Source organism: Pseudomonas sp. P1_F7 (genome assembly GCF_056405655.1).
In genome coordinates this window covers 401132-421787 of record NZ_JBFUBR010000002.1, presented here as the reverse complement: position 1 = coordinate 421787, position 20656 = coordinate 401132, and the positions used below count along the sequence as shown (strand labels likewise).

Annotated in this window: 17 protein-coding genes; 9 read left to right on the top strand and 8 right to left on the bottom strand. The window is 60.7% G+C overall.

Annotation, left to right across the window (positions count from 1 at the left end):
- Nucleotides 1-379 precede the first annotated feature (379 nt).
- The 3 genes from AC1D1M_RS03515 (at nt 380) to AC1D1M_RS03505 (ending at nt 4536) form a co-directional block, all read left to right on the top strand.
- Nucleotides 380-1864: an NCS1 family nucleobase:cation symporter-1 gene (locus tag AC1D1M_RS03515; protein WP_477774543.1), complete on the top strand. Its 1485-nt coding sequence runs from the start codon at nt 380-382 to the stop codon at nt 1862-1864.
- Between the two features lie 151 nt (nt 1865-2015).
- On the top strand, nt 2016-3299 hold the full coding sequence (locus AC1D1M_RS03510; protein WP_477774542.1) for a Zn-dependent hydrolase: 1284 nt from the start codon (nt 2016-2018) through the stop codon (nt 3297-3299).
- 115 nt (nt 3300-3414) lie between these two features.
- On the top strand, nt 3415-4536 hold the full coding sequence (locus AC1D1M_RS03505; RefSeq protein WP_477774541.1) for a helix-turn-helix transcriptional regulator: 1122 nt from the start codon (nt 3415-3417) through the stop codon (nt 4534-4536).
- A 412-nt stretch (nt 4537-4948) separates the two neighbouring features.
- Here the strand turns inward: AC1D1M_RS03505 and AC1D1M_RS03500 are convergent, their stop codons facing one another.
- From AC1D1M_RS03500 to AC1D1M_RS03480, 5 genes are all read right to left on the bottom strand, one after another.
- Nucleotides 4949-5716 carry an SDR family oxidoreductase gene (locus AC1D1M_RS03500; protein ID WP_096510949.1) on the bottom strand — a complete coding sequence of 256 codons (768 nt, stop codon included), beginning with the start codon at nt 5714-5716 and terminating at the stop codon, nt 4949-4951.
- A gap of 24 nt (nt 5717-5740) precedes the next feature.
- Nucleotides 5741-6808: a phosphotransferase family protein gene (locus AC1D1M_RS03495; RefSeq protein ID WP_477774540.1), complete on the bottom strand. Its 1068-nt coding sequence runs from the start codon at nt 6806-6808 to the stop codon at nt 5741-5743.
- A 144-nt stretch (nt 6809-6952) separates the two neighbouring features.
- Nucleotides 6953-7918: a 2-hydroxyacid dehydrogenase gene (locus AC1D1M_RS03490; protein ID WP_477774539.1), complete on the bottom strand. Its 966-nt coding sequence runs from the start codon at nt 7916-7918 to the stop codon at nt 6953-6955.
- Between the two features lie 182 nt (nt 7919-8100).
- Nucleotides 8101-8688 (bottom strand): TetR/AcrR family transcriptional regulator, encoded by a 588-nt coding sequence (locus AC1D1M_RS03485; protein WP_477774538.1) that lies wholly within the window; start codon nt 8686-8688, stop codon nt 8101-8103.
- Nucleotides 8689-8717: 29 nt separating this feature from the next.
- On the bottom strand, nt 8718-9101 hold the full coding sequence (locus AC1D1M_RS03480) for a tautomerase family protein (RefSeq protein WP_477774537.1): 384 nt from the start codon (nt 9099-9101) through the stop codon (nt 8718-8720).
- A gap of 362 nt (nt 9102-9463) precedes the next feature.
- On the opposite strand from AC1D1M_RS03480, the gene AC1D1M_RS03475 reads away from it, so the two are divergent.
- Together AC1D1M_RS03475 and AC1D1M_RS03470 are read left to right on the top strand one after the other, a co-directional pair.
- Nucleotides 9464-10744 (top strand): serine/threonine transporter, encoded by a 1281-nt coding sequence (locus AC1D1M_RS03475; RefSeq protein ID WP_477774536.1) that lies wholly within the window; start codon nt 9464-9466, stop codon nt 10742-10744.
- Nucleotides 10745-10838: 94 nt separating this feature from the next.
- Nucleotides 10839-12491, top strand: a complete 1653-nt coding sequence (locus AC1D1M_RS03470) for a SulP family inorganic anion transporter (protein WP_477774535.1) — start codon at nt 10839-10841, stop codon at nt 12489-12491.
- Between the two features lie 170 nt (nt 12492-12661).
- Here the strand turns inward: AC1D1M_RS03470 and acnB are convergent, their stop codons facing one another.
- Complete coding sequence (acnB, locus tag AC1D1M_RS03465) at nt 12662-15262, bottom strand: bifunctional aconitate hydratase 2/2-methylisocitrate dehydratase (RefSeq protein ID WP_477774652.1); 2601 nt, start codon at nt 15260-15262, stop codon at nt 12662-12664.
- A gap of 458 nt (nt 15263-15720) precedes the next feature.
- On the opposite strand from acnB, the gene AC1D1M_RS03460 reads away from it, so the two are divergent.
- Nucleotides 15721-16191 (top strand): DUF1289 domain-containing protein, encoded by a 471-nt coding sequence (locus AC1D1M_RS03460; RefSeq protein ID WP_007937731.1) that lies wholly within the window; start codon nt 15721-15723, stop codon nt 16189-16191.
- Nucleotides 16192-16274: 83 nt separating this feature from the next.
- Here the strand turns inward: AC1D1M_RS03460 and AC1D1M_RS03455 are convergent, their stop codons facing one another.
- Entirely contained in the window at nt 16275-17138 is an 864-nt protein-coding gene (locus tag AC1D1M_RS03455; protein WP_477774534.1) for a universal stress protein, read from the bottom strand.
- A 162-nt stretch (nt 17139-17300) separates the two neighbouring features.
- On the opposite strand from AC1D1M_RS03455, the gene AC1D1M_RS03450 reads away from it, so the two are divergent.
- Nucleotides 17301-17909, top strand: coding sequence for a MiaE family protein (locus tag AC1D1M_RS03450; RefSeq protein WP_477774533.1), 609 nt, complete (start codon nt 17301-17303; stop codon nt 17907-17909).
- An 18-nt stretch (nt 17910-17927) separates the two neighbouring features.
- On the opposite strand, the gene AC1D1M_RS03445 is transcribed toward AC1D1M_RS03450, so the two are convergent.
- Nucleotides 17928-18416, bottom strand: coding sequence for a GFA family protein (locus tag AC1D1M_RS03445; RefSeq protein WP_477774532.1), 489 nt, complete (start codon nt 18414-18416; stop codon nt 17928-17930).
- A 143-nt stretch (nt 18417-18559) separates the two neighbouring features.
- On the opposite strand from AC1D1M_RS03445, the gene AC1D1M_RS03440 reads away from it, so the two are divergent.
- Nucleotides 18560-19444: a LysR substrate-binding domain-containing protein gene (locus tag AC1D1M_RS03440; protein WP_056727695.1), complete on the top strand. Its 885-nt coding sequence runs from the start codon at nt 18560-18562 to the stop codon at nt 19442-19444.
- Between the two features lie 100 nt (nt 19445-19544).
- The gene (gene aguA, locus AC1D1M_RS03435; RefSeq protein WP_477774531.1) at nt 19545-20654 is read left to right on the top strand and encodes an agmatine deiminase; all 1110 of its coding nucleotides are present in this window, start codon (nt 19545-19547) and stop codon (nt 20652-20654) included.
- Nucleotides 20655-20656 lie beyond the last annotated feature (2 nt).

The following is a 20656-nucleotide window of genomic DNA, read 5'->3' as shown; positions in this document are numbered from 1 at the left end:
CTTATTGATATTTAACGAATAAATATAGAAATCACCAAAATGGTGAGGTCGCTCACCATTTTGACGCACTTGACAGGATCTAAAAATGGTCAAGATTTCTTATGTGAAATCAGCTGTTTGAGTATGGTCTATGGTTGATGCGCAGCCATTGAAAAAAAGATCAGCGCACCAGTTTGAGTCCTGACTGTCCGGACAACTTGCCTGGCATTCGGCCTGAGTGGCCTGACAAATAGTCGAGTCAGCGAATAAAACTGATAAACATCAGTTGGTTGCAATGTGTTTATGGAACTGCCCGATGCGTAATCGGGGCACACGGCACGTTTATTGATGCCGCCAGCCCCTGATGAGCAACAATAATCAAAAGAACAGTGGAGCGGCCATGCAACAGATCAGATCGCAAGTGACCGAGCGCGACGGCTTGTTCGAACTCGAAGCCGGCAGCGATGTCCTCGACAGTCCCCGTTACAACCACGACATTGCACCGACCAAGGTGCGCGAACGCACCTGGAACAAATGGCACATCACCGCGCTGTGGGTCGGCATGGCGATTTGCGTGCCGACCTACACCCTCGGCGGCGTGCTGACCGCGTACTTCGGCCTGACCGTCGGCGAGGCGCTGCTGGCGATTCTGTTCGCCAACATCATCGTGCTGATTCCCCTGACGCTGAACGCCTTTCCCGGCACCAAGTACGGCATTCCCTTTCCGGTGTTGCTGCGCTCGTCCTTCGGCGTGCTCGGTTCCAACATTCCGTGCCTGATCCGTGCCCTGGTGGCGTGTGGCTGGTTCGGCATTCAAACCATGTTCGGCGGGCTGGCGATTCACCTGTTCCTCGGCTCGGTGTTCGAGGGCTGGAAATCCCTGGGCGGCACCGGCGAGGTCATCGGCTTCATGGTGTTCTGGGCGCTGAACCTGTGGGTGGTGATTCGCGGCGCCGAGTCGATCAAATGGCTGGAAACCCTGTCGGCTCCGCTGCTGGTGCTGGTGGGCGTAGGCCTGCTGGTCTGGGCCATGCCCAACGTGTCGATGACCGAATTGCTGGCAATTCCGGCCAAGCGCCCCGAAGGCGCCGGCGTGGCCAGCTACTTCGCCGCCGGGTTGACGGCGATGGTCGGCTTCTGGGCCACGCTGTCACTGAACATTCCGGACTTCAGTCGGTACGCGAAAAGCCAGAAGGATCAGATTGTCGGGCAGATCATAGGCCTGCCGTTGACCATGTTCCTGTTTGCTTCCCTCGGTGTGGTGATGACCGCGGCTTCGGTGAAACTGGTGGGGGTGACGGTGTCCGATCCGGTGACGCTGATCGGCCATATTCAGAGCCCGGTGTGGGTCGCACTGGCGATGGCGCTGATCATTATCGCCACGCTGTCGACCAATACCGCTGCCAACATCGTGTCGCCGACCAATGACTTCCAGAATATCGCGCCCAAGGTAATCAACCGAACCAACGCGGTGTTGCTCACCGGGTTTGTCGGTCTGGCATTGATGGCCCATGAACTGCTGAAAAAACTTGGCCTGATCGTCTCGGACCTCAGCCTGGAAACCGTTTATTCCAACTGGTTGCTTGGCTATTCCAGCTTGCTGGGGCCGATCGCCGGGATCATGGTGGTGGACTATTTCCTGATCAAGAAACAGCAACTGGACCTCGCCGGCCTGTACCGCGATGACGTGTACCCGGCGTGGAACTGGTGCGGTTTCATGGCCTTCGGCGTGCCGGTGGTGTTGACGTTGCTGTCCCTGGGCAGCGATGCGTTCAGCTGGTTCTACAGCTATGGCTGGTTCACCGGCTCGGCGCTGGGTGGGGTTATTTATTACGGGTTGAGTGTGATGCGGCCCAGCCCGTCTATCGCTAAATCTACGGTGTGAACACTGGCCCCATCGCGAGCAAGCTCGCTCCCACAGGGGATCTGTAAACGCTGGAGATCCAATGTGGGAGCGAGCTTGCTCGCGATGAGGGCTTTGAATCCACCGACGAAACATCTGAAGAAACACACAAGAACAGCCTGAGGAGATCATCATGAACGCTGTCGTCGACGTTCTGCAGTCCAGCCATCAGCACATCAACCGCGACCGCCTGTGGCAATCGCTCATGGAGCTGGCCAGGCTCGGCGCCACGGTCAAGGGCGGCGTGTGTCGCCTGGCCCTGACCGATCTCGATCGCCAGGCCCGGGACATCTTCGTCAAATGGTGCGAGGAGGCCGGCTGCACCGTCAGCATCGACGCCGTCGGCAACATCTTCGCCCGCCGTCCCGGGCGCAATCCCGACCTGCCGCCGGTGATGACCGGCAGCCACATCGACACCCAGCCTACCGGCGGCAAGTTCGACGGCTGCTTCGGTGTATTGGCCGGCGTCGAAGTGTTGCGCACCCTCAATGACCTGAACATCGAAACCGAAGCGCCGCTGGAAGTGGTGGTCTGGACCAACGAAGAAGGCTCACGCTTCGCCCCGTGCATGATGGGTTCCGGCGTGTTCGCGGAAAAATTCACCCTCGAGGAAACCCTGGCCAAGGTCGATGCCGATGGCGTGACCGTGGGTGAAGCGCTGAATGCCATTGGCTACGCTGGCCCGCGTAAAGTCAGTGGCCACAAAGTCGGCGCTTATTTCGAAGCCCACATCGAGCAAGGCCCGATCCTTGAAGACGAACACAAGACCATAGGCGTGGTGATGGGCGCCCTCGGGCAGAAATGGTTCGACCTGAAACTGCGCGGCGTCGAAGCCCATGCCGGCCCGACCCCGATGCACCTGCGCAAGGACGCCCTGGTCGGCGCCGCGGTGATCGTCGGAGCGGTCAACCGCGCCGCCCTCGGCCACCAACCTCATGCCTGCGGCACCGTCGGTTGCCTGCAAGCCTATCCCGGCTCGCGCAACGTCATCCCCGGCGAAGTGCGCATGACCCTGGACTTCCGCCATCTGGAACCGGCGCGCCTGGACTCGATGATCGCCGAAGTACGCGAAGTCATCGAAACCACCTGCGACGAACACGGCCTGACCTTCGAACTCACGCCAACGGCCGACTTCCCGCCGCTGTACTTCGACAAGGGCTGCGTCGAAGCTGTGCGCGGCGCCGCTCAAGGCCTGGGCCTTTCGCACATGGACATCGTCAGCGGAGCAGGGCACGACGCGATCTTCCTCGCCGAACTTGGCCCCGCCGGAATGATCTTCGTGCCGTGCGAAGGCGGCATCAGCCACAACGAAATCGAAAACGCCGCGCCGGATGACCTGGCGGCCGGCTGTGCGGTGCTGTTGCGGGCGATGCTGGCGGCTTCGGCGGCGGTGGCGAAGGGCGAGTTGACTGCCTGAGCCTAAAAAGATCGCAGCCTGCGGCAGCTCCTACGTCGGTTGCCTGGCCAGACTGCACGATCATCAACCGCTGCGGTCGTACTCTTCACAGGGTCACTCTACTTGTGGAGTCGAAATGAGCCAGGACGTCCTGACCACGCAAGCCAATCGCCGCCAGTTGCAGCAAATCATCGCCGGATTGTCCGACGGGGTGATTCTGCTCGATCCCGACCAGAGCATCCTGTGGGCCAACGAGGCGGCGCTGGCCATGCACGGTGCCTCGCAGATCAGCGACCTGGGTACCAGCGCCAAGGCGTATGCCAAACGCTTTGCCCTGCGTGATCGCAACCATCAGGTCGTGCCTGCCGACAGCTACCCGATCAACCGGGTGGCGCGCGGCGAAACGTTCAGCGATGTGCTGGTGGAAGTGACATTGGCGGGGAACGAAGATCGTACCTGGGTCCACCACGTGCGCAGCCTGGTATTGGCCGACAGCCATGGCGAGCCGGAATCACTGGTGTTGATCATGGACGATGTCACCGACCGGGCCAGCGCCGAGCAACGCTTCGCCACAGCGTTTCGCCTGTCCCCGGTGCCGATTCTGCTGTGCGGCGCGGCTGATCAACGGGTGCTGGACGTCAACGAAGCGTTCCTCGATACCCTGGGTTATCCCAGTGAGGAAGTGCTTGGGATCAGCATTGCGCAGATCGACTTCATCGATGACAAAAACGCGCGCATCTGGCTGTTCGCCACGCTGGAGAAAACCGGCAGTCTGGACCGCGTCGATGTGCGCGTGCGCAGAAAAGACGCCGGGCTGATTGATTGCACCGTGTTGGCGGACATCGTGAACATTCAAGACAACCCGTGCTATCTGCTGGTGCTGATAGACATCACCGAACGCAAGCGCACCGAGCTGGAACTGGTGTCGGCCATCGAGGACGCGATGAAGGACGCCTCATGGTTCAGCCGCACGCTGATCGAAAAACTGGCCAACGTGAGGAACGTCAATTCACCGAAGTTGCCCAGTGTGTCCTTCACCGACCTGACCGCCCGTGAGCGCGATGTGCTGGGCCTGATATGCGAAGGCCGGGCCGACAAGGAAATCGCCGCGCGCCTGAAACTCGCGCCGAATACAGTGCGCAACCATGTGGCGGCGGTGTATTCCAAACTCAATGTGCACAGCCGCAGCGAGGCGATTGTCTGGGCGCGGGAGCGGGGACTGTTCTCGAGCGAGTGGCGGCCCAAGGGGCAGCGGTAAGGTGCAAATGCCACCGGCCGGGCCATAAGTGATTCGCAGATATTTATTTTTGTGACAGGTGTATGGATTTTGCGCGCCGGTTTCGTTGTCACAAAAAGTGTGTCGATCACTTATCGCGGGTCAACCGATGAAAACTCTTGGGAAACGCGTTATCTCACCTTTGTCGCTGGCATTCTGCGTGGCGATTCTCGGCGGCTGTGCCAGTCCGCCACCCCCTCCACCGGTCACTCCCCCCCCTCCAGAACGCACCTGCCAGGCCATGGATAAAACCGATGTCCTGGGCGATGTACGAGGCGAAGACGGGCAGGTGACCCGAGTCACCACCACGACGCATTGCGTCACGCAGTAAATCGGGGGGTATCACTCTATGGGAGCGAGCTTGCTCCCACAGGGATTTGTGCTGTTCAGACGATCAGGACAGGAATCCGCCATCCACATTCAGCGAAACACCGGTGGTGTAGCTGGAGGCATCGCTGGCCAGGTACAGCACCGCGCCGGCCATTTCGCTTGGATCGGCTACGCGCTTGAGCGGGATCTGCTGCAACGCGGTGTTCAGAATGGCTTCGTTTTTCACCAGCGCCGAGGCGAATTTGGTGTCGGTCAGACCCGGCAGCAAGGCATTGCAACGAATCCCGAACTGCGCGCATTCCTTGGCGAAGACTTTGGTCATGTTGATCACCGCGGCCTTGGTCACCGAGTAGATGCCCTGGAAGACTCCCGGCGAAACGCCGTTGATCGACGCCACGTTGATGATGCTGCCTCCGCCGTTTTCGCGCATCAGCTTGCCGGCTTCGACCGACATGAAGAAGTAGCCGCGGATGTTCACGTCGACGGTTTTCTGGAAGGCGCTGAGGTCGGTGTCCAGCACGTTGCAGAACTGCGGGTTGGTCGCGGCGTTGTTGACCAGGATGTCGAGGCGGCCGAATTGTTCCTTGATCCCGGCGAAGACCTGGCTGATCTGTTCCATTTCGCCGATGTGGCAGGCAATGGCGGTGGCCTTGCCGCCGGCGGCGATGATCGCGTCGGCGACGTGCTGGCAGCCTTCGAGTTTGCGGCTGGAGACGATCACGTGGGCGCCTTGCTGGGCCAGCAGTTTGGCGATGGCTTCACCGATGCCACGGCTGGCGCCGGAGACGAAAGCGATCTTGCCGTCGAGGTCGAACAACTGAGTCTTGGACATGGGATTCCCTTGTAATGAAGCCGATCAGAGGCTGGATTTCTGGATGACCTGCAAGCTCATTTGCTCCAGCAGCTTGTTCATGTGAATGAACTGCGCGAAGCGTTTGTCCTGGGTCTGGCCGTGGTAGAAGCGGTAGTAGATCTGCTGCACGATGCCGGCCAGGCGGAACAGGCCGTAGGTGTAGTAGAAGTCGAAATTGTCGATGCGGATGCCCGAGCGTTCGGCGTAGTAATCGACGAATTCGCGGCGGGTCAACATGCCTGGCGCGTGGCTTGGCTGGCGACGCATCATCTGCACCGGCGCCGGATCATCGGCTTCGATCCAGTAGGCGAGGGTGTTGCCCAGGTCCATCAGCGGGTCGCCGAGGGTGGTCAGTTCCCAGTCGAGCACGCCGATGATCTGCATCGGGTTGTTCGGGTCGAGGATCACGTTGTCGAAGCGGTAGTCGTTGTGCACGATGCTGGAGGTGGGATGGTCGGCCGGCATCTTGTCGTTGAGCCAGGCCTTGACCGTTTCCCATTGCGGCGCATCGGGGGTCAGGGCTTTTTCGTAGCGATCGCTCCAGCCTTTGATTTGCCGCGCCACGTAACCCTCGGGTTTGCCGAGGTCACCCAGGCCGTAGGCGTTGTAGTCGACGCGATGCAGTTCCACGAACTTGTCGATGAAGCTCTTGCACAGGGCTTCGGCTTTCGCCGAATCCAGGCCCAGTTCCGGCGGCAGGTCCGAGCGCAGGATGATGCCGTTGACCCGTTCCATGACATAGAACTCGGCACCGATCACCGATTCGTCGGTGCAGTGCACGTAGGCTTTCGGGCAGTACGGAAAACCGTCGCGCAATTGATTGAGGATGCGGAATTCACGGCCCATGTCGTGAGCCGACTTGGCCTTGTGGCCGAAGGGCGGGCGACGCAGGACGAATTCCTGTTCGGGGTATTCCAGCAAGTAGGTGAGGTTTGAAGCGCCGCCCGGAAACTGGCTGATCTGCGGCAAACCGCTGAGCCCCGGAATATGGGCCTTGAGGTACGGATCGATCAGGCTGGCATCGAGCTCTTCGCCGGTGCGGATACGGGTGGACTGGTCATTAAGCGCCATGCTTATCCCTTCTGCTTATTCTGGAGGCCTGAAACTATTGGCTAATCTAATGCGCACACGGCGCACCCACAACCGCGAACGGCTCTTATAGGTGAGCGTGTTGCCGGCCAATCATTGTTTTTGATACAGCTGTTTGAATCGCCGTTACTGGGCGACCTGGCTCATGGTGGGCGGCAAGTCGATCGGCGTCAGCACCGGTTGGTTGGAGAAAAACGCCACGAGGTTCTTGCCCACCAGTTCGACGGTGCCTTGGGTGGCTTCCGGGGACAGCCCGGCGACATGGGGCGTGAGGATCACGTTGCTCAGGGTCTTGAGCGCATCCGGCACTTGCGGTTCGTGATCGAACACATCCAGCGCGGCACCGGCGATCCGGCGGTGCTCCAGGGCGGTGATCAGGTCAGCGGTGGCAATCACGCTGGCCCGGGCGATGTTGACGATAAACCCCTTGGGGCCCAACGCGTCGAGCACCTGGCGATTGATCAGGTGCCTGGTGCCTTGGCCGCCGGGCGTGGCGACGATCAGGAAGTCCGAAGCGCGCGCCAGTTCGGTCGGGGTCGAGCAGAAGGTGTAGGGCACATCGCTGCGATGCTGGCGATTGTGGTAGCAAACGCTCATGTCGAAACCGGCGCTGGCGCGTTTGGCGATGGCCCTGCCGACCGCGCCGAGGCCAAGGATGCCCAGGCGCTTGCCAGCGAGGGAAGGGCGCATGATCTTCGGCCACTCGCCGCGCCGTACGGCAGCATCACAGCGCGGTATGTCGCGCACCAGCGACAGCAGCAGCGCCATGGCATGGTCGGCGACGGACGAGGCGTTGACCCCGGCGCCATTGGTGACGGTGATGCCCCGGTTGGCGGCGGCCTGCAGGTCGACGTGTTCATAGCCGGCGCCGATCACGCAGATGATCTTGAGGTTGGGCAGCGCGGCGATTTCATCGGCATAAAGGCCCAGTGGGCCGCGGGTGAGGACGGCGTCGATCTGCCCGGCGTGGCGGGCGATGGCTTCGGCGCGCTCGGCGGGCGTCGGGGCCAGAATCAGGTGGAAGCCCTGATGTTCGAGGATAGGCAGGTAATCATTGATGGTTTCAACCAGTACCAGAACGGTTACAGGCATGCTTGGCTCCCTGTGGGCATCGAAAAATCGGCTCGAACGTCACTTGAGATTGCTGATTTCAAGGCGGCTTGGCAACCACCAGCGATCGCAGCCCGTGGCAGCTCCTGCGCCATCGAGGGCACTGCGCTGAGTGTAGGAGCTGGCGAAGCCTGCGATCTTTCTATTGCGTGGAGGCGGGCGATTTACTTCGACGGCGCGAGAACGGCCCGGGCAGCTTCGAGAATTTCATCCGACAGCGGATCGCCGCGGGTGACCCGGGACAGCATCAGCGCGCCGAACATCAGCGAATACTGCACCAGCGCCTGCTGCCGTTTGCCGGCTTCGTCCTCGGTGTCCAGCAGCGAGCCGAGGGAATCGAGCAAGTTGTTCAGGCCCTGCAGATAGGTTTGGCGCAAGCCGCTCTCGGCGGCCTCATGGCACATGTCCCCGGCGAAGGCCACCACCGGGCAGCTGTCGCCCGGATTGTCCCGGCTTTCGTTGGACAGGTAGGTTTCGACCACGGCGCGGCGGGAGGCGTCCTTGCTGTCATGCTCGGCCACCCGCCCTAGCCAGCGTTGCGCGGCCTGCTCGAAAGCCCGGCCGCTGGCCTCTTGCGCCAGGGCTTCCCTGGATTCGAAGTGCCCGTAGAAACCGCCGTGGGTCAGGCCCGCGGCGGCCATCACATCGACAACACTGATCCCGTGCAGGCCGCGTTCGCGAAACAGCCTTGTGGCGGCATCGACGATGGTCTCGCGGTTGAGGTCGGCTTGTTTGCGGGAAACTCGGGGCATGGGTCACTCTCGGGGCTGCAGGTTGAACATCAGAGGGCGTATTGGGCAATCCCGTTGCCGAACGACCAGTTCTCTTTTTTCACTTCCACCAGATTAATGAAAACATCCTCCAGGCGCACCGCGAGCTCTGCATTAAGGCTTTCGGCGATGGTTTTGTAGAGGTTTTTTTTCTGCTCCAGGGTTCGCCCTTCGTTGAGGGTGATCTGGATGACGACCAGGTTATCGGTGCGGTTGATGCCCAGATACTCGGGATCAAAGATGAAATGCTGTTCGTCGTGTTCGGCCAGGATCTGGAAGTTGTCGTGTTCCGGTACGCCAATGGTCTGGCGCATGGCGGCATAGATCAGTTGCCCGATGCGTTTGGCGTGGGTGGGGTCCTGATGTTTTTTGATGTCGACGCGAACCAGTGGCATGGGAAGACTCCAGAAGGAATGCAGGTCAGTTAAAAATACATGACGTTTGACCTTTATCAAGCACGGACTGCGCTTTGGCGATGAAGCGCAGGTGCACCGCAGATCCTTGTGGGAGCGAGCTTGCTCGCGATGGCTGCGGCACATGCAACATATTCTTCGACTGATACACCGCTATCGCGAGCAAGCTCGCTCCCACAGGGGGACTTTCGTCTATCTGGTACCACCGTTCCTCACCTAAGTCTTTGCTTCTGTTCACTAATCCTCCAGAATCGCGCCCCTGTTTCGGCCAGGGCGCTGCCTGTCGGGTATTCCGACGCGTCCTGACCGGGTGGCAAGTGACCGGAATGTGGAGATCCCACCGGATGAATGATCAGGCCAATAGCGTCAACAAACGCTATGTAGATGCGACACCAGCAACGCTGTCGAGCTGGAATCGCCAAGACACCACCTGGATGCTGGGCCTGTTTGGCACGGCGATTGGTGCCGGAACCCTGTTTTTACCGATCAACGCAGGCCTGGGCGGTTTCTGGCCGCTGCTGATCCTGGCGTTGCTGGCGTTCCCGATGACGTTCTACGCACACCGCGGGCTGACCCGTTTCGTGCTGTCCGGTCGCGAAGGCGCCGACATCACCGAAGTGGTGGAAGAGCATTTCGGCATCAAGGCCGGCGCGCTGATCACCTTGCTGTACTTCTTCGCCATTTTCCCGATCCTGCTGATCTACAGCGTGGCCCTGACCAACACCGTGGGCAGTTTCCTTGAGCATCAACTGCATATCACGCCGCCGCCGCGCGCCGTGCTGTCGCTGGTGCTGATCCTTGGCCTGCTGGCGGTGGTGCGTTGCGGCGAGCAATTGATCGTCAAGGCCATGAGCCTGATGGTCTACCCGTTCATCGTCGCGCTGCTGTTCCTGGCGGTGTACCTGGTTCCACACTGGAACGGCGGCATTCTGGCCACCGCCAGCAGCGTGCCGGCGCCGTCGGCGTTGCTGCACACGATGTGGCTGGCGATTCCGGTGATGGTGTTCTCGTTCAACCACTCGCCGATCATCTCGGCGTTCGCCGTGGACCAGAAGCGTCGCTACGGGGAGCACGCCGAGGAGCGCAGCTCGCAGATCCTGTCCCGCGCTCACCTGCTGATGGTGGTGATGGTGCTGTTCTTCGTCTTCAGTTGCGTGCTGACCCTGTCGCCAGCGCAACTGGCTGAAGCCAAGGCGCAGAACCTGTCGATCCTGTCGTACCTGGCCAACCACTTCAGCAACCCGACTATCGCCTTTGCGGCGCCGTTGATTGCCTTCGTGGCCATTTCCAAGTCGTTCCTGGGGCACTACATCGGCGCCAGCGAAGGCCTCAAGGGCCTGATCGTCAAGAGCGGCAAGCGTCCGTCCGCCAAGGCTCTGGACCGCATGACCGCCGCGTTCATGCTGGTGGTGTGCTGGATCGTCGCCACGCTGAACCCGAGCATTCTCGGCATGATCGAAACCCTCGGTGGCCCGGTGATCGCGGCAATCCTGTTCCTGATGCCGATGTACGCCATCCGCAAGGTGCCGGCGATGGCACGCTATCGCGGTCAGGCGTCCAACGTCTTCGTGACGGCGGTGGGCCTGGTGGCGATCACGGCGTTGATCTACTCGCTGACCGCGTGATCGACGGGCCTGCTCGCGCAGTGCCGGATTGACAGCTACAGTGGCCGCTGCACGTGATACGTGCAGCGGTTTTTTTTCGCCTGGAGACACTGGATTGTCGAGCGCCCCAAACGCTAATCCCACCGAGCAACCCAACCGCTGGCAGGACCTGCTGGCAGGTTTGTCGATTGCCGGCCTGTTGCTGCCCGAAGCGGTCGCCTACTCCAGCATCGCCGCACTGGCGCCCCAGGCCGGGGTGATCGCCTTGTTCGCCGGGTTGCTGTGTTATGGCCTGTTCGGCACCAGCCGCTTTGCGATTGTCTCGGCCACTTCATCCTCCGCCGCGGTGCTGGCCGCCGCGACCGCCACTCTGGCCAATGGCGATCCGCAGCTGCGCTCGACCCTGGCCATCGGCCTGGTGTTGGTGACCGGGGCGTTTTTCTTGCTGGCGGGGCTGTTCAAACTCGGCAGCGTGACCTCGTTCATCGCCAAGCCGGTGCTGCGCGGATTTGCCTTTGGCCTGGCGCTGACCATCATTCTCAAACAGGTAGCCAGCGTGGTCGGTGTGCATTTGACCGATGCCAGCCTGGTGAGGTTTCTGCCGCAATTGCTGGAGCAGTTGCCGCATTGGAATTGGGCGGCTGCGGCTGTCGGCGCCGTGGCATTGGCCTTGTTATGGCTGTTTGCGCGGTTTCGGCGCTTGCCGGGTGGTTTGTTGGTGGTGGTGATCGGCATTGCGGCGGGGCAGTGGCTGGACCTGCCGGCCTATGGTGTGAAGCTGATCGGCGTGATCGACCTGAGCCTGGAGGTGCCGAAGCTGCCGGCACTGCCGTTTGCCGACTGGTTGCGTCTGGGTGAATTGGCGTTCGCCATGGTGATGATTCTGTATGCGGAGTCGTATGGCTCGATCAGTTCTTATGCGCTCAAGCATGGTGATCGAATCACTTCGAACCGCGACCTGTTGGCGCTGGGGGCTTCTAACCTGTTGTCCGGTCTGTTCCACGGCATGCCGGCAGGAGCGGGGTATTCAGCCACTTCGGCCAATGAGGTGGCGGGCGCCACTTCACGGCTGGCCGGTGGTGTGGCGGCGCTGGTGGTACTGCTCATCGTCCTGACGGTTCTTCCTTACATCGCGCTGACTCCGGAACCGATCCTCGCCGCTATCGTCATCCATGCCCTGGCACGCGGCTTGAGCCTGCAACCGCTGGGACGCTATTTCATCTGGCACCGTGACCGCTTGCTGGTGATCTGCGCCGTGGGTGCAGTGCTGGTGCTGGGGGTGCTGGACGGTTTGCTGGTGGCGGTGGCGATCAGTGTGTTGCTGATGCTCAAGCAAATGTCGGCAGCCGATATCCAGATTCTGGGGCGCATTGATGGTGGGCACGACTTTGTCGACCTGCAACGCCATCCAACAGCGCAAGCGGTGCCGGGGGTATTGATTGTCCGGCCGGGTGAAGCGTTGTTCTTTGCCAATGTCGAGCGGATTCTTGGCGGCGCCTTGCATCTGATCCGGCACTCACAGGTGCCTGTTCATTCGGTGATTCTCAGTCTGGAGGAGTCCCCCGACCTGGATGGCACCAGCATCGAGGCGTTGCAGGAGTTTTTTGTGCGGGTGCATCAGGAAGGCAAACGGCTGATTCTGGCGCGTCTGAAGGACGACGCACAAGCGGCGTTGGCGGCGTTGCCGCAGGCGCAATCCAGCGGTGTGATTCTGAGTGGTTTGAGTGTGGATGGCGCAGTCCAGCAAGCGCTCAAGCCGTACGCATAGCCTGCGGGAGCGAGCTTGCTCGCGATGGCGGCCTGTCTGTTACATCCATGTCGACTGACCCGCCGCTATCGCGAGCAAGCTCGCTCCCACAGGGTTAGGGGCTGTGGCAGAAGGCATAAAAAAACGCCGCTCATCTCACGATGGGCGGCGTTTTTCATTGCGTTGCAACGTTAGGCTTGAACGACCGGGATGTTGGCGTTCGCAGCAGCTTCACGGAACTCGGCGATCTGGTCGAAGGACAGGTAGCGGTAAACATCGGCCGCCATGCTGTCGATCTTGCCAGCGTATTCCATGTACTCCTCGACGGTCGGCAGGCGACCCAGGATGGAGGCCACGGACGCCAGTTCAGCCGAAGCCAGGTAGACGTTCGCGCCGTCACCCAGACGGTTCGGGAAGTTACGGGTCGAAGTCGACACAACAGTCGAGTTCGGCTCTACACGTGCCTGGTTACCCATGCACAGCGAGCAACCCGGCATTTCCATGCGAGCGCCGGCCTTGCCGTAGATGCCGTAGTAGCCTTCTTCGGTCAACTGGTGAGCGTCCATCTTGGTCGGCGGCGACAGCCACAGACGGGTTGGCAGCTGACCCTTGACCTGTTCCAGCAACTTGCCGGCGGCACGGAAGTGACCGATGTTGGTCATGCACGAACCGATGAACACTTCGTCGATCTTCTCGCCAGCAACGCTGGAGAGCAGGCGAGCGTCGTCCGGGTCGTTCGGCGCGCAGAGCACAGGCTCTTTGATGTCGGCCAGGTCGATCTCGATGACTTCGGCGTATTCAGCGTCTTTGTCCGCTTGCAGCAGCTCAGGGTTGGCCAGCCAGGCTTCCATCGCTTGAGCGCGACGTTCCAGAGTACGTGCATCGCCGTAGCCTTCGCCGATCATCCAGCGCAGCAGGGTGATGTTGGACTGCAGGTATTCGGCAATCGACTCTTTGGACAGCTGGATGGTGCAACCGGCAGCCGAACGTTCAGCCGAGGCGTCAGACAGTTCGAACGCCTGCTCTACGGTCAATTTAGGCAGACCTTCGATCTCCAGGATGCGACCGGAGAAGGCGTTTTTCTTGCCTTTCTTCTCTACGGTCAGCAGGCCAGCCTGGATCGCGTAGTAAGGAATGGCGTGAACCAGGTCACGCAGGGTGACGCCTGGCTGCAGTTCGCCTTTGAAGCGAACCAGGATCGACTCAGGCATGTCCAGCGGCATGACGCCGGTGGCTGCGGCGAACGCAACCAGACCGGAACCGGCCGGGAACGAGATGCCGATCGGGAAACGGGTGTGGGAGTCACCACCGGTACCGACGGTGTCTGGCAGCAGCATGCGGTTCAGCCACGAGTGGATGATGCCGTCGCCCGGACGCAGGGAAACGCCGCCGCGGGTCATGATGAAGTCAGGCAGGGTGTGGTGGGTGGTCACGTCGATCGGCTTAGGGTAAGCCGCGGTGTGGCAGAAGGACTGCATCACCAGATCGGTCGAGAAGCCCAGGCACGCCAGGTCTTTCAGTTCGTCACGGGTCATAGGACCGGTGGTGTCCTGGGAGCCGACGGTGGTCATCTTCGGTTCGCAGTAGGTGCCCGGACGAACGCCGGTCACGCCGCAAGCCTTGCCGACCATTTTCTGCGCCAGGGTGAAACCCTTGGTGCTTTCAGCCGGTGCTTCGGGCTTCTTGAACAGCTCCGAAGGTGCCAGGCCCAGCTCGGCGCGAGCCTTCTCGGTCAGGCCACGGCCGATGATCAGCGGAATACGGCCGCCAGCACGCACTTCGTCCAACAGGACCGGGGTCTTCATTTCGAAGGTGGTCAGGACTTCGTCGGTGCCGTGCTTGCAGACTTTGCCAGCATGCGGGTACAGGTCGATCACGTCGCCCATGTGCATGTTGGAAACGTCGAATTCGATTGGCAGTGCGCCGGCATCTTCCATGGTGTTGTAGAAGATCGGAGCGATTTTGCTGCCGAAGCAGAAACCGCCGGCACGCTTGTTCGGCACGTAAGGAACGTCGTCGCCGAAGAACCACAGTACGGAGTTGGTGGCCGATTTACGCGAAGAACCGGTACCGACCACATCACCGACGTAGGCGATAGGGAAGCCGGCGTTGCGCATTTCTTCGATCTGCTTCATCGGACCGGTGACGCCTTGTGCGTCAGGCACGATGCCGTCGCGAGCCATTTTCAGCATGGCCAGGGCGTGCAGCGGGATGTCAGGACGGGACCAGGCATCAGGCGCAGGGGACAGGTCGTCGGTGTTGGTTTCGCCGGTGACCTTGAACACGCGCAGGCTGATCTTGTCGGCCAGGGTCGGGCGCTTCACGAACCACTCGCCGTCAGCCCAGGATTGCAGCACGCCTTGGGCGTGAACATTACCGTTCTTGGCTTTTTCAGCGACGTCGTGGAAGGCGTCGAACATCAGCAGGGTGTGCTTGAGTTCTTCGGCCGCTACTGGAGCCAGTTCGGCGTCGTCCAGCAGGTTAACCAGAGTCACGATGTTGTAGCCGCCCTGCATGGTGCCGAGCAGTTCAACAGCGCGCTTCTTGTCGATCAGGGGGGATTTGGCTTCGCCTTTGGCGATGGCGGACAGGAAGCCGGCCTTTACATAGGCTGCTTCGTCCACTCCAGGCGGAACGCGATTGGTGATCAGGTCAACGAGGAATGCTTCTTCGCCAGCCGGGGGATTTTTCAGCAGCTCGACCAGGCCTGCAGTTTGTTCGGCGTTTAGCGGCTGGGGAACGATACCCAGTGCTGCGCGCTCTTCGATATGTTTGCGGTAGGCTTCAAGCACAGTTATTACCCTCATCAGTGGTCCCAAATGGGTGTCCGGGACGCTCATCCCGAAATTGCCGTACTCATGCGCTGCATGGCGTTGTGAGCCACTTAGCCAGAATTACCGACAATTCCTTACAGAAGCTGCTTTCAAAGTTTTACGCCTGCAGAACGGGAGCTGATGAGGGTTGGCGCTGGGCTTTTCCCCGCTGGAAAAACCCCTCGCCAACACCGCTCTGAAGGAACGACTGTGCTCGTGACGCTTTGAAAACAGCTTCTAACGGACATTGGCGCCTAAAAAGGCAGGCTGATTCTACGGCAAAAAAAAATTAAAGGTAAGTCAGTGTTTATTGGACTTTGGTGGAGGCGGTCAGCAGAGCCCGATTCTCCACAGGCCCTGAACTTTGAGGGGTGATCAATGGCCGACAAAGGGCTAACATGCCGGCCTGTTCTGCTTTTTCGCGTTTTTGCCTATCTATGCCCAATCAGACCATCAAGACACCCTGCGTCGGCCTCTGCTCCACTGTTTACGGTGACTTGGTGTGCCGTGGCTGCAAGCGTTTCCACCACGAAGTGATCCACTGGAACGGATACAACGAGGAAGAAAAGCGCGCGGTATGGCTGCGTCTTGAGCAGTTGCTGTCGCAGGTGATGGCCGCCAAGGTGGAAATTTTCGATCCGGCACTGCTGAGAATGCAGCTGGAGCAGCGCAAGATCCGCTTCGTGCCCCATCAGTCGGAATATTGCTGGGCCTACCAGTTGATCGCCCGGGGCGCGCGGGTGATCAACAACCTGGAAGCCTACGGGATGGTGCTGCTGCCGGAGTTTCGCGACTGGAACCTGCCGGAATTGCGCGACGCCATTGATCGGGAGTTTTTCCTGCTCTCCGAGGCCCATTACCAGCGCTACATTGCGCCGGGGTTCCTGAAAGACGCCTTTGGCGGCTGAAAAGATCGCAGCCTGCGGCAGCTCCTACATTGGTCGTGTTTCCCTGTAGGAGCTGCCTTTGGCTGCGATCTTTTGATCTGTCCTCAATGCTTGCCGGCAATCTCCTCCAGATGATCCTCGATCTCCTGCGGCTTGAGCACCAGCACATCGCTTTCCACTGCATCGAGCACCACTTCCGCCGTATTACCGATCAAGGTCCCGGACAATCCGCTACGGGCGACGGTACCGATCACCGTCACCGCCGCCTGCAGCTTGTGCACCATGAACGGAATCAGCACATCCGCCGGGCCTTCCTCGATGTGCAGGTGATCATCGTCGATGTCGAATTCAGCCTGGAACGACTTGCATTGCTCGCGGTAGCGCGCCTGGATGGTTTCGCTGAGTTGAAACGTCGGGTCGGCCGCCGACAGCATCGGCGACGGGTGGGCGCTGATTACGTGCAAGTGGGCCTTGGCCAGGGTTGCGATGTCATAGCCATGATCAATGATGGTGTCGTGCAGGTGGCGGTGTTCGAGGTCGGAGTTGCCGACGTCGACGGCTGCCAGGATCACTTTGTCTTTCCATGAGCCAGCGGTTTTCACCAGCAGTACCGGGGAAGGGCATTGGCGCAGCAATTTCCAGTCCTCGGGTGTCAGCAGGGCCTTTTTCAGTGCGCTGTCGGGAAAGTGCTGCTTCACCACAAGACCGCAGCCTTCGGCTTGCTGCACATCGATGATGGTTTGATGCAGGCTCTGGTTCCAGGCCTGCTCGGTGGTGATGTTGTAACCGTCTTCCAGTAAAGCGGCCTTGAGCACACCCAACATGCCACTGTGATCATGCTTGGGGTCGCACACCAGCAGATGCAACTGTGCCTGGGTCACACCGGCGATCAACTTCGCCCGTTTGAGCGCCAGGCTTTCGGAATGTTCGGGGTCGATGACCACCAGAATGCTGCGAACGGCTTGCATGTGCGGGATCTCCTGAAAATAAAAAAGCACGGCGTTGCACAACTATAGTTGCTGTCTGCGATTCGGGGACTTGATGCATATCAACGGTTGGCGACTGGTGGTCTGTGGGCAGGCCGGTATAATCGGCGCCCTTCGTTTTGAACCTATTTTTCCGTGAGCCCCATGATCCTTCCCGAAATTCACGAGTTCCTTGGCTGCCGCACCCCCGACGGCTGGATCCAGGCCGCGCTGGCCGATCAGGAAACCCTGCTGATCGACCACAAGAACTGCGAATTCAAGGCCGCCAGCACCGCGTTGAGCCTGATTGCCAAGTATCACTCCCACGTCGATCTGATCAACATGATGTCGCGCCTGGCCCGGGAAGAGCTGGTACACCACGAACAGGTCATGCGCCTGATGAAACGCCGCAAGATCGAACTGCGCCAGCTATCCGCCGGGCGTTACGCGTCGGGGCTGCGCAAGGTGGTACGCAGTCACGAGCCGGTGAAACTGGTGGACACATTGGTGGTGGGGGCGTTCATCGAGGCCCGCAGTTGCGAGCGTTTCGAAGCACTGGTGCCGCATCTGGACGAAGAACTGGGCAAGTTCTACTTCGGTCTGCTCAAGAGCGAGGCCCGGCATTTCCAGGGTTACCTGAAACTGGCCTACCAGTACGGCGACGCCAGGGACATTGCGCATGTGATCGACAAGGTCCGCGCCGCCGAGCAGGAACTGATCGAATCCCCGGATGTGGAATTCCGCTTTCATAGCGGTGTTCCGGCCGCGGCGTAATCCCGCACCACCCAGTGTTTAACGGCTTAAACCCAGCCGTTCGTGCCATTGGGCGATGGACTCTTCGGGATATTCGTCGAACTGTTTATCACCGGGCAGGAGCTGGAGTTCCACCCAGGGCGCCTTTGAACCCAGCATCAGGTGCGTGTGCTCCGGCGGCACCGGCAGCGGGGTATCGATGGCCGAGGCGAACGGGTGGATCAACTCCGGCCATTCAGGGCTGAACAGCCACAAACCCGAGCCGCAGACTGAGCAGAAATGCCGCTCGGCGCTGCTGCTGTGGGCGCGTTTGTCGCCTTCTTCCTTGAGCCGTGCATGGTAGATCGCGATGTGTTTGCGTCCGCGAACCTTGAGGCTGGCGGCATCGCCACCGAGGTTGATCGCATAACCGCCACCGCCCTGGGTCTTGCGGCAGATCGAGCAGTAGCAACGCTGGTAAGGGTAGGGGTGGGCGCTGGACAGACTGAACGACACCGCGCCGCAATGACAGGAACCTTCGAGTTGCATGGGGGGCTCCGGTGGCTTGAGTGATCCCGTTCAGCCTAGAAGATTTGCAGTGATAGTGCCGACGAAGAACGATAACGCAGTCCCACTGGACGCCCACCAACGGCCAAGTCAGCATGGGCGCCTCGAAACCGGGACACGACCTGATGCGACGATTACCTTCCCTGGCAGCCCTGCGAACCTTCGAATGCGCCGCCCGCCATGCCCATTTCGGTCGGGCGGCGGCCGAGTTGTGTGTCACTGACAGCGCGGTCAGCCACCAGATTCGCCAGCTTGAAGAGCAACTCGGCGTGTCGCTGTTCGTGCGCGAGGGCCGGCAGATTCGCCCGACCCTGGCCGCCGGGCGCCTGATGCAGAGCTTGCAGCAGGCTTTCGAACTGATTGGTGATGCCTGCGACGAACTGCGTGATCCGTCATCCCTGGCGGTGTTACGTCTGGCGGTCACCGCCGAGCTGGCGCAAAAGTGGCTGATGAGCCGGCTCACGGACTTCTACGCGCGCTACCCGCACATCACCTTGCATCTGTACGAACAGCCGATCGACGCCACGGCGCCCGGGGAAGACATCGACCTGGCGATCACCTACGGTACCGGCCCGGTGGACAGCACCGCGTATTTCGTCCGGCCGCTGCCGGCGTTGCAGTTCTTTCCGGTGTGCAGCCCCGGCCTGTTCAACCAGGGCACGCTGAAAACCCCGAAGGACCTGGCCCGCCACTGCCTGCTGCACGACGACCAGGACGGCAAGACCTGGACCGCGTGGCTCACCAGCCATGCCGGCGACCAACGCCCGGACCGGCAACTGTATTTCGCCCACGCCGGGCTGGCGCTGGAAGCCGCGGCCCAAGGGCAGGGCGTGGCCATGGGCGACAACCTGACGGCCCAGGAAGATTTGCTCAGCGGTCGGCTGGTACGGCCGTTCACCTCGAGCATGACCGCCCTGGGCCAATATGCGCTGGTGTGCGAGCGGCTGCGGCTGGAGCGTCCGGCGGTGGCGCAGATGCTGGAATGGTTCAACGATCAGTTGCTCGATTGATGAGTTGAATTCAAGTATTCCGAAATAATCATCGTTGGCGAGCCAGTCGCCAACGCCCTTAGCCTGTGGTCATTCCAATCCCCGTTGAAGAGGTTTGACCATGGCCCGTTTGCTCGACACCACTCCCAAGCTGGACGGTTTCCGTCTGCCCGGCGAATTCGAAACCAAGTCCGGATGCTGGCTCGGCTGGCCGGAGCGCACCGACGTCTGGCGCAACGGTGCCAAACCGGCGCAGAAAGTCTGGGTGCAGATCGTCACCGCCATTTCCATGAGCGAGCCGGTCACCGTGTGCGCCTCGGCGGCACAGTTCGCCACCGCGCGCCGACAGTTGCCGCCGCAAGTGCGCGTGGTGGAAATGACCTGCAACGACACCTGGTTCCGCGATAGCGGTCCATGCTTCGTGGTCAACGATCAGAGCGGCGAAGTGCGTGGCGTCGACTTCGAATTCAACGCCTACGGCGGGCTCGACGGCGGCCTGTACTACCCGTGGGACAAGGACGATCAGATCGCCAGCAAAATCCTTGAAATCGAACGCTTCGACCGCTATCGCGCGCCGTTGATCGCCGAACTGGGCGGCATCCAGAGCGACGGCCAGGGCAGCATCCTCACCACCGAACAATGCCTGCTCAACCGTAATCGCAACCAGCATCTTGGCAAGGACGAAGTGACTCGCCGCCTGACCGATTACCTCGGCGCCGAGCAGGTGATCTGGCTGCCACGGGGCTGCAAGTTCGACGAAACCGATGGCCATGTCGACGATCTCGCGTGCTTCGTGCGGCCCGGTGAAGTGGTGCTGCAATGGACCGACAATCGCGACGACCCGCAGTGGGAAATCTATCAGGAGGCCTACGACATCCTGCGCAGCACCCGCGACAGTCGTGGCCGCGAGTTGATCGTGCACAAGCTGCCGCAACCGGATGTGCTGGAATGGACTGCCGAAGAAGCCGAAGGCCTGGACCAGCAGGACAGCACTCATACCCGTCAGGCCGGGACGAAGATCTGCGCGTCGTACATCAACTACTACGCCGGCAACAGTTCCATCGTGGTGCCGCTGTTCGGTGATCGCAACGACAAGGTGGCGCTGGCGACCCTGGCCGAGCTGTTCCCTAAACACAGCATCGTCGGCATCGAAAACTCCCGGGAAATCCTCCTCGGTGGCGGCAACGTCGCGTGCATCACCATGCCGCAGTACGCCGGCAAAGGAGTGTGAAA

Bases quoted from the DNA above. Each gene is read 5' to 3' on its own strand.
- AC1D1M_RS03515 (WP_477774543.1), top strand. From the start codon at position 380: ATGCAACAGATCAGATCGCAAGTGACCGAGCGCGACGGCTTGTTCGAA.
- AC1D1M_RS03510 (WP_477774542.1), top strand. From the start codon at position 2,016: ATGAACGCTGTCGTCGACGTTCTGCAGTCCAGCCATCAGCACATCAAC.
- AC1D1M_RS03505 (WP_477774541.1), top strand. From the start codon at position 3,415: ATGAGCCAGGACGTCCTGACCACGCAAGCCAATCGCCGCCAGTTGCAG.
- AC1D1M_RS03500 (WP_096510949.1), bottom strand. From the start codon at position 5,716: ATGTCCAAGACTCAGTTGTTCGACCTCGACGGCAAGATCGCTTTCGTC.
- AC1D1M_RS03495 (WP_477774540.1), bottom strand. From the start codon at position 6,808: ATGGCGCTTAATGACCAGTCCACCCGTATCCGCACCGGCGAAGAGCTC.
- AC1D1M_RS03490 (WP_477774539.1), bottom strand. From the start codon at position 7,918: ATGCCTGTAACCGTTCTGGTACTGGTTGAAACCATCAATGATTACCTG.
- AC1D1M_RS03485 (WP_477774538.1), bottom strand. From the start codon at position 8,688: ATGCCCCGAGTTTCCCGCAAACAAGCCGACCTCAACCGCGAGACCATC.
- AC1D1M_RS03480 (WP_477774537.1), bottom strand. From the start codon at position 9,101: ATGCCACTGGTTCGCGTCGACATCAAAAAACATCAGGACCCCACCCAC.
- AC1D1M_RS03475 (WP_477774536.1), top strand. From the start codon at position 9,464: ATGAATGATCAGGCCAATAGCGTCAACAAACGCTATGTAGATGCGACA.
- AC1D1M_RS03460 (WP_007937731.1), top strand. From the start codon at position 15,721: ATGCCCAATCAGACCATCAAGACACCCTGCGTCGGCCTCTGCTCCACT.
- AC1D1M_RS03455 (WP_477774534.1), bottom strand. From the start codon at position 17,138: ATGCAAGCCGTTCGCAGCATTCTGGTGGTCATCGACCCCGAACATTCC.
- AC1D1M_RS03450 (WP_477774533.1), top strand. From the start codon at position 17,301: ATGATCCTTCCCGAAATTCACGAGTTCCTTGGCTGCCGCACCCCCGAC.
- AC1D1M_RS03445 (WP_477774532.1), bottom strand. From the start codon at position 18,416: ATGCAACTCGAAGGTTCCTGTCATTGCGGCGCGGTGTCGTTCAGTCTG.
- AC1D1M_RS03440 (WP_056727695.1), top strand. From the start codon at position 18,560: ATGCGACGATTACCTTCCCTGGCAGCCCTGCGAACCTTCGAATGCGCC.
- aguA (WP_477774531.1), top strand. From the start codon at position 19,545: ATGGCCCGTTTGCTCGACACCACTCCCAAGCTGGACGGTTTCCGTCTG.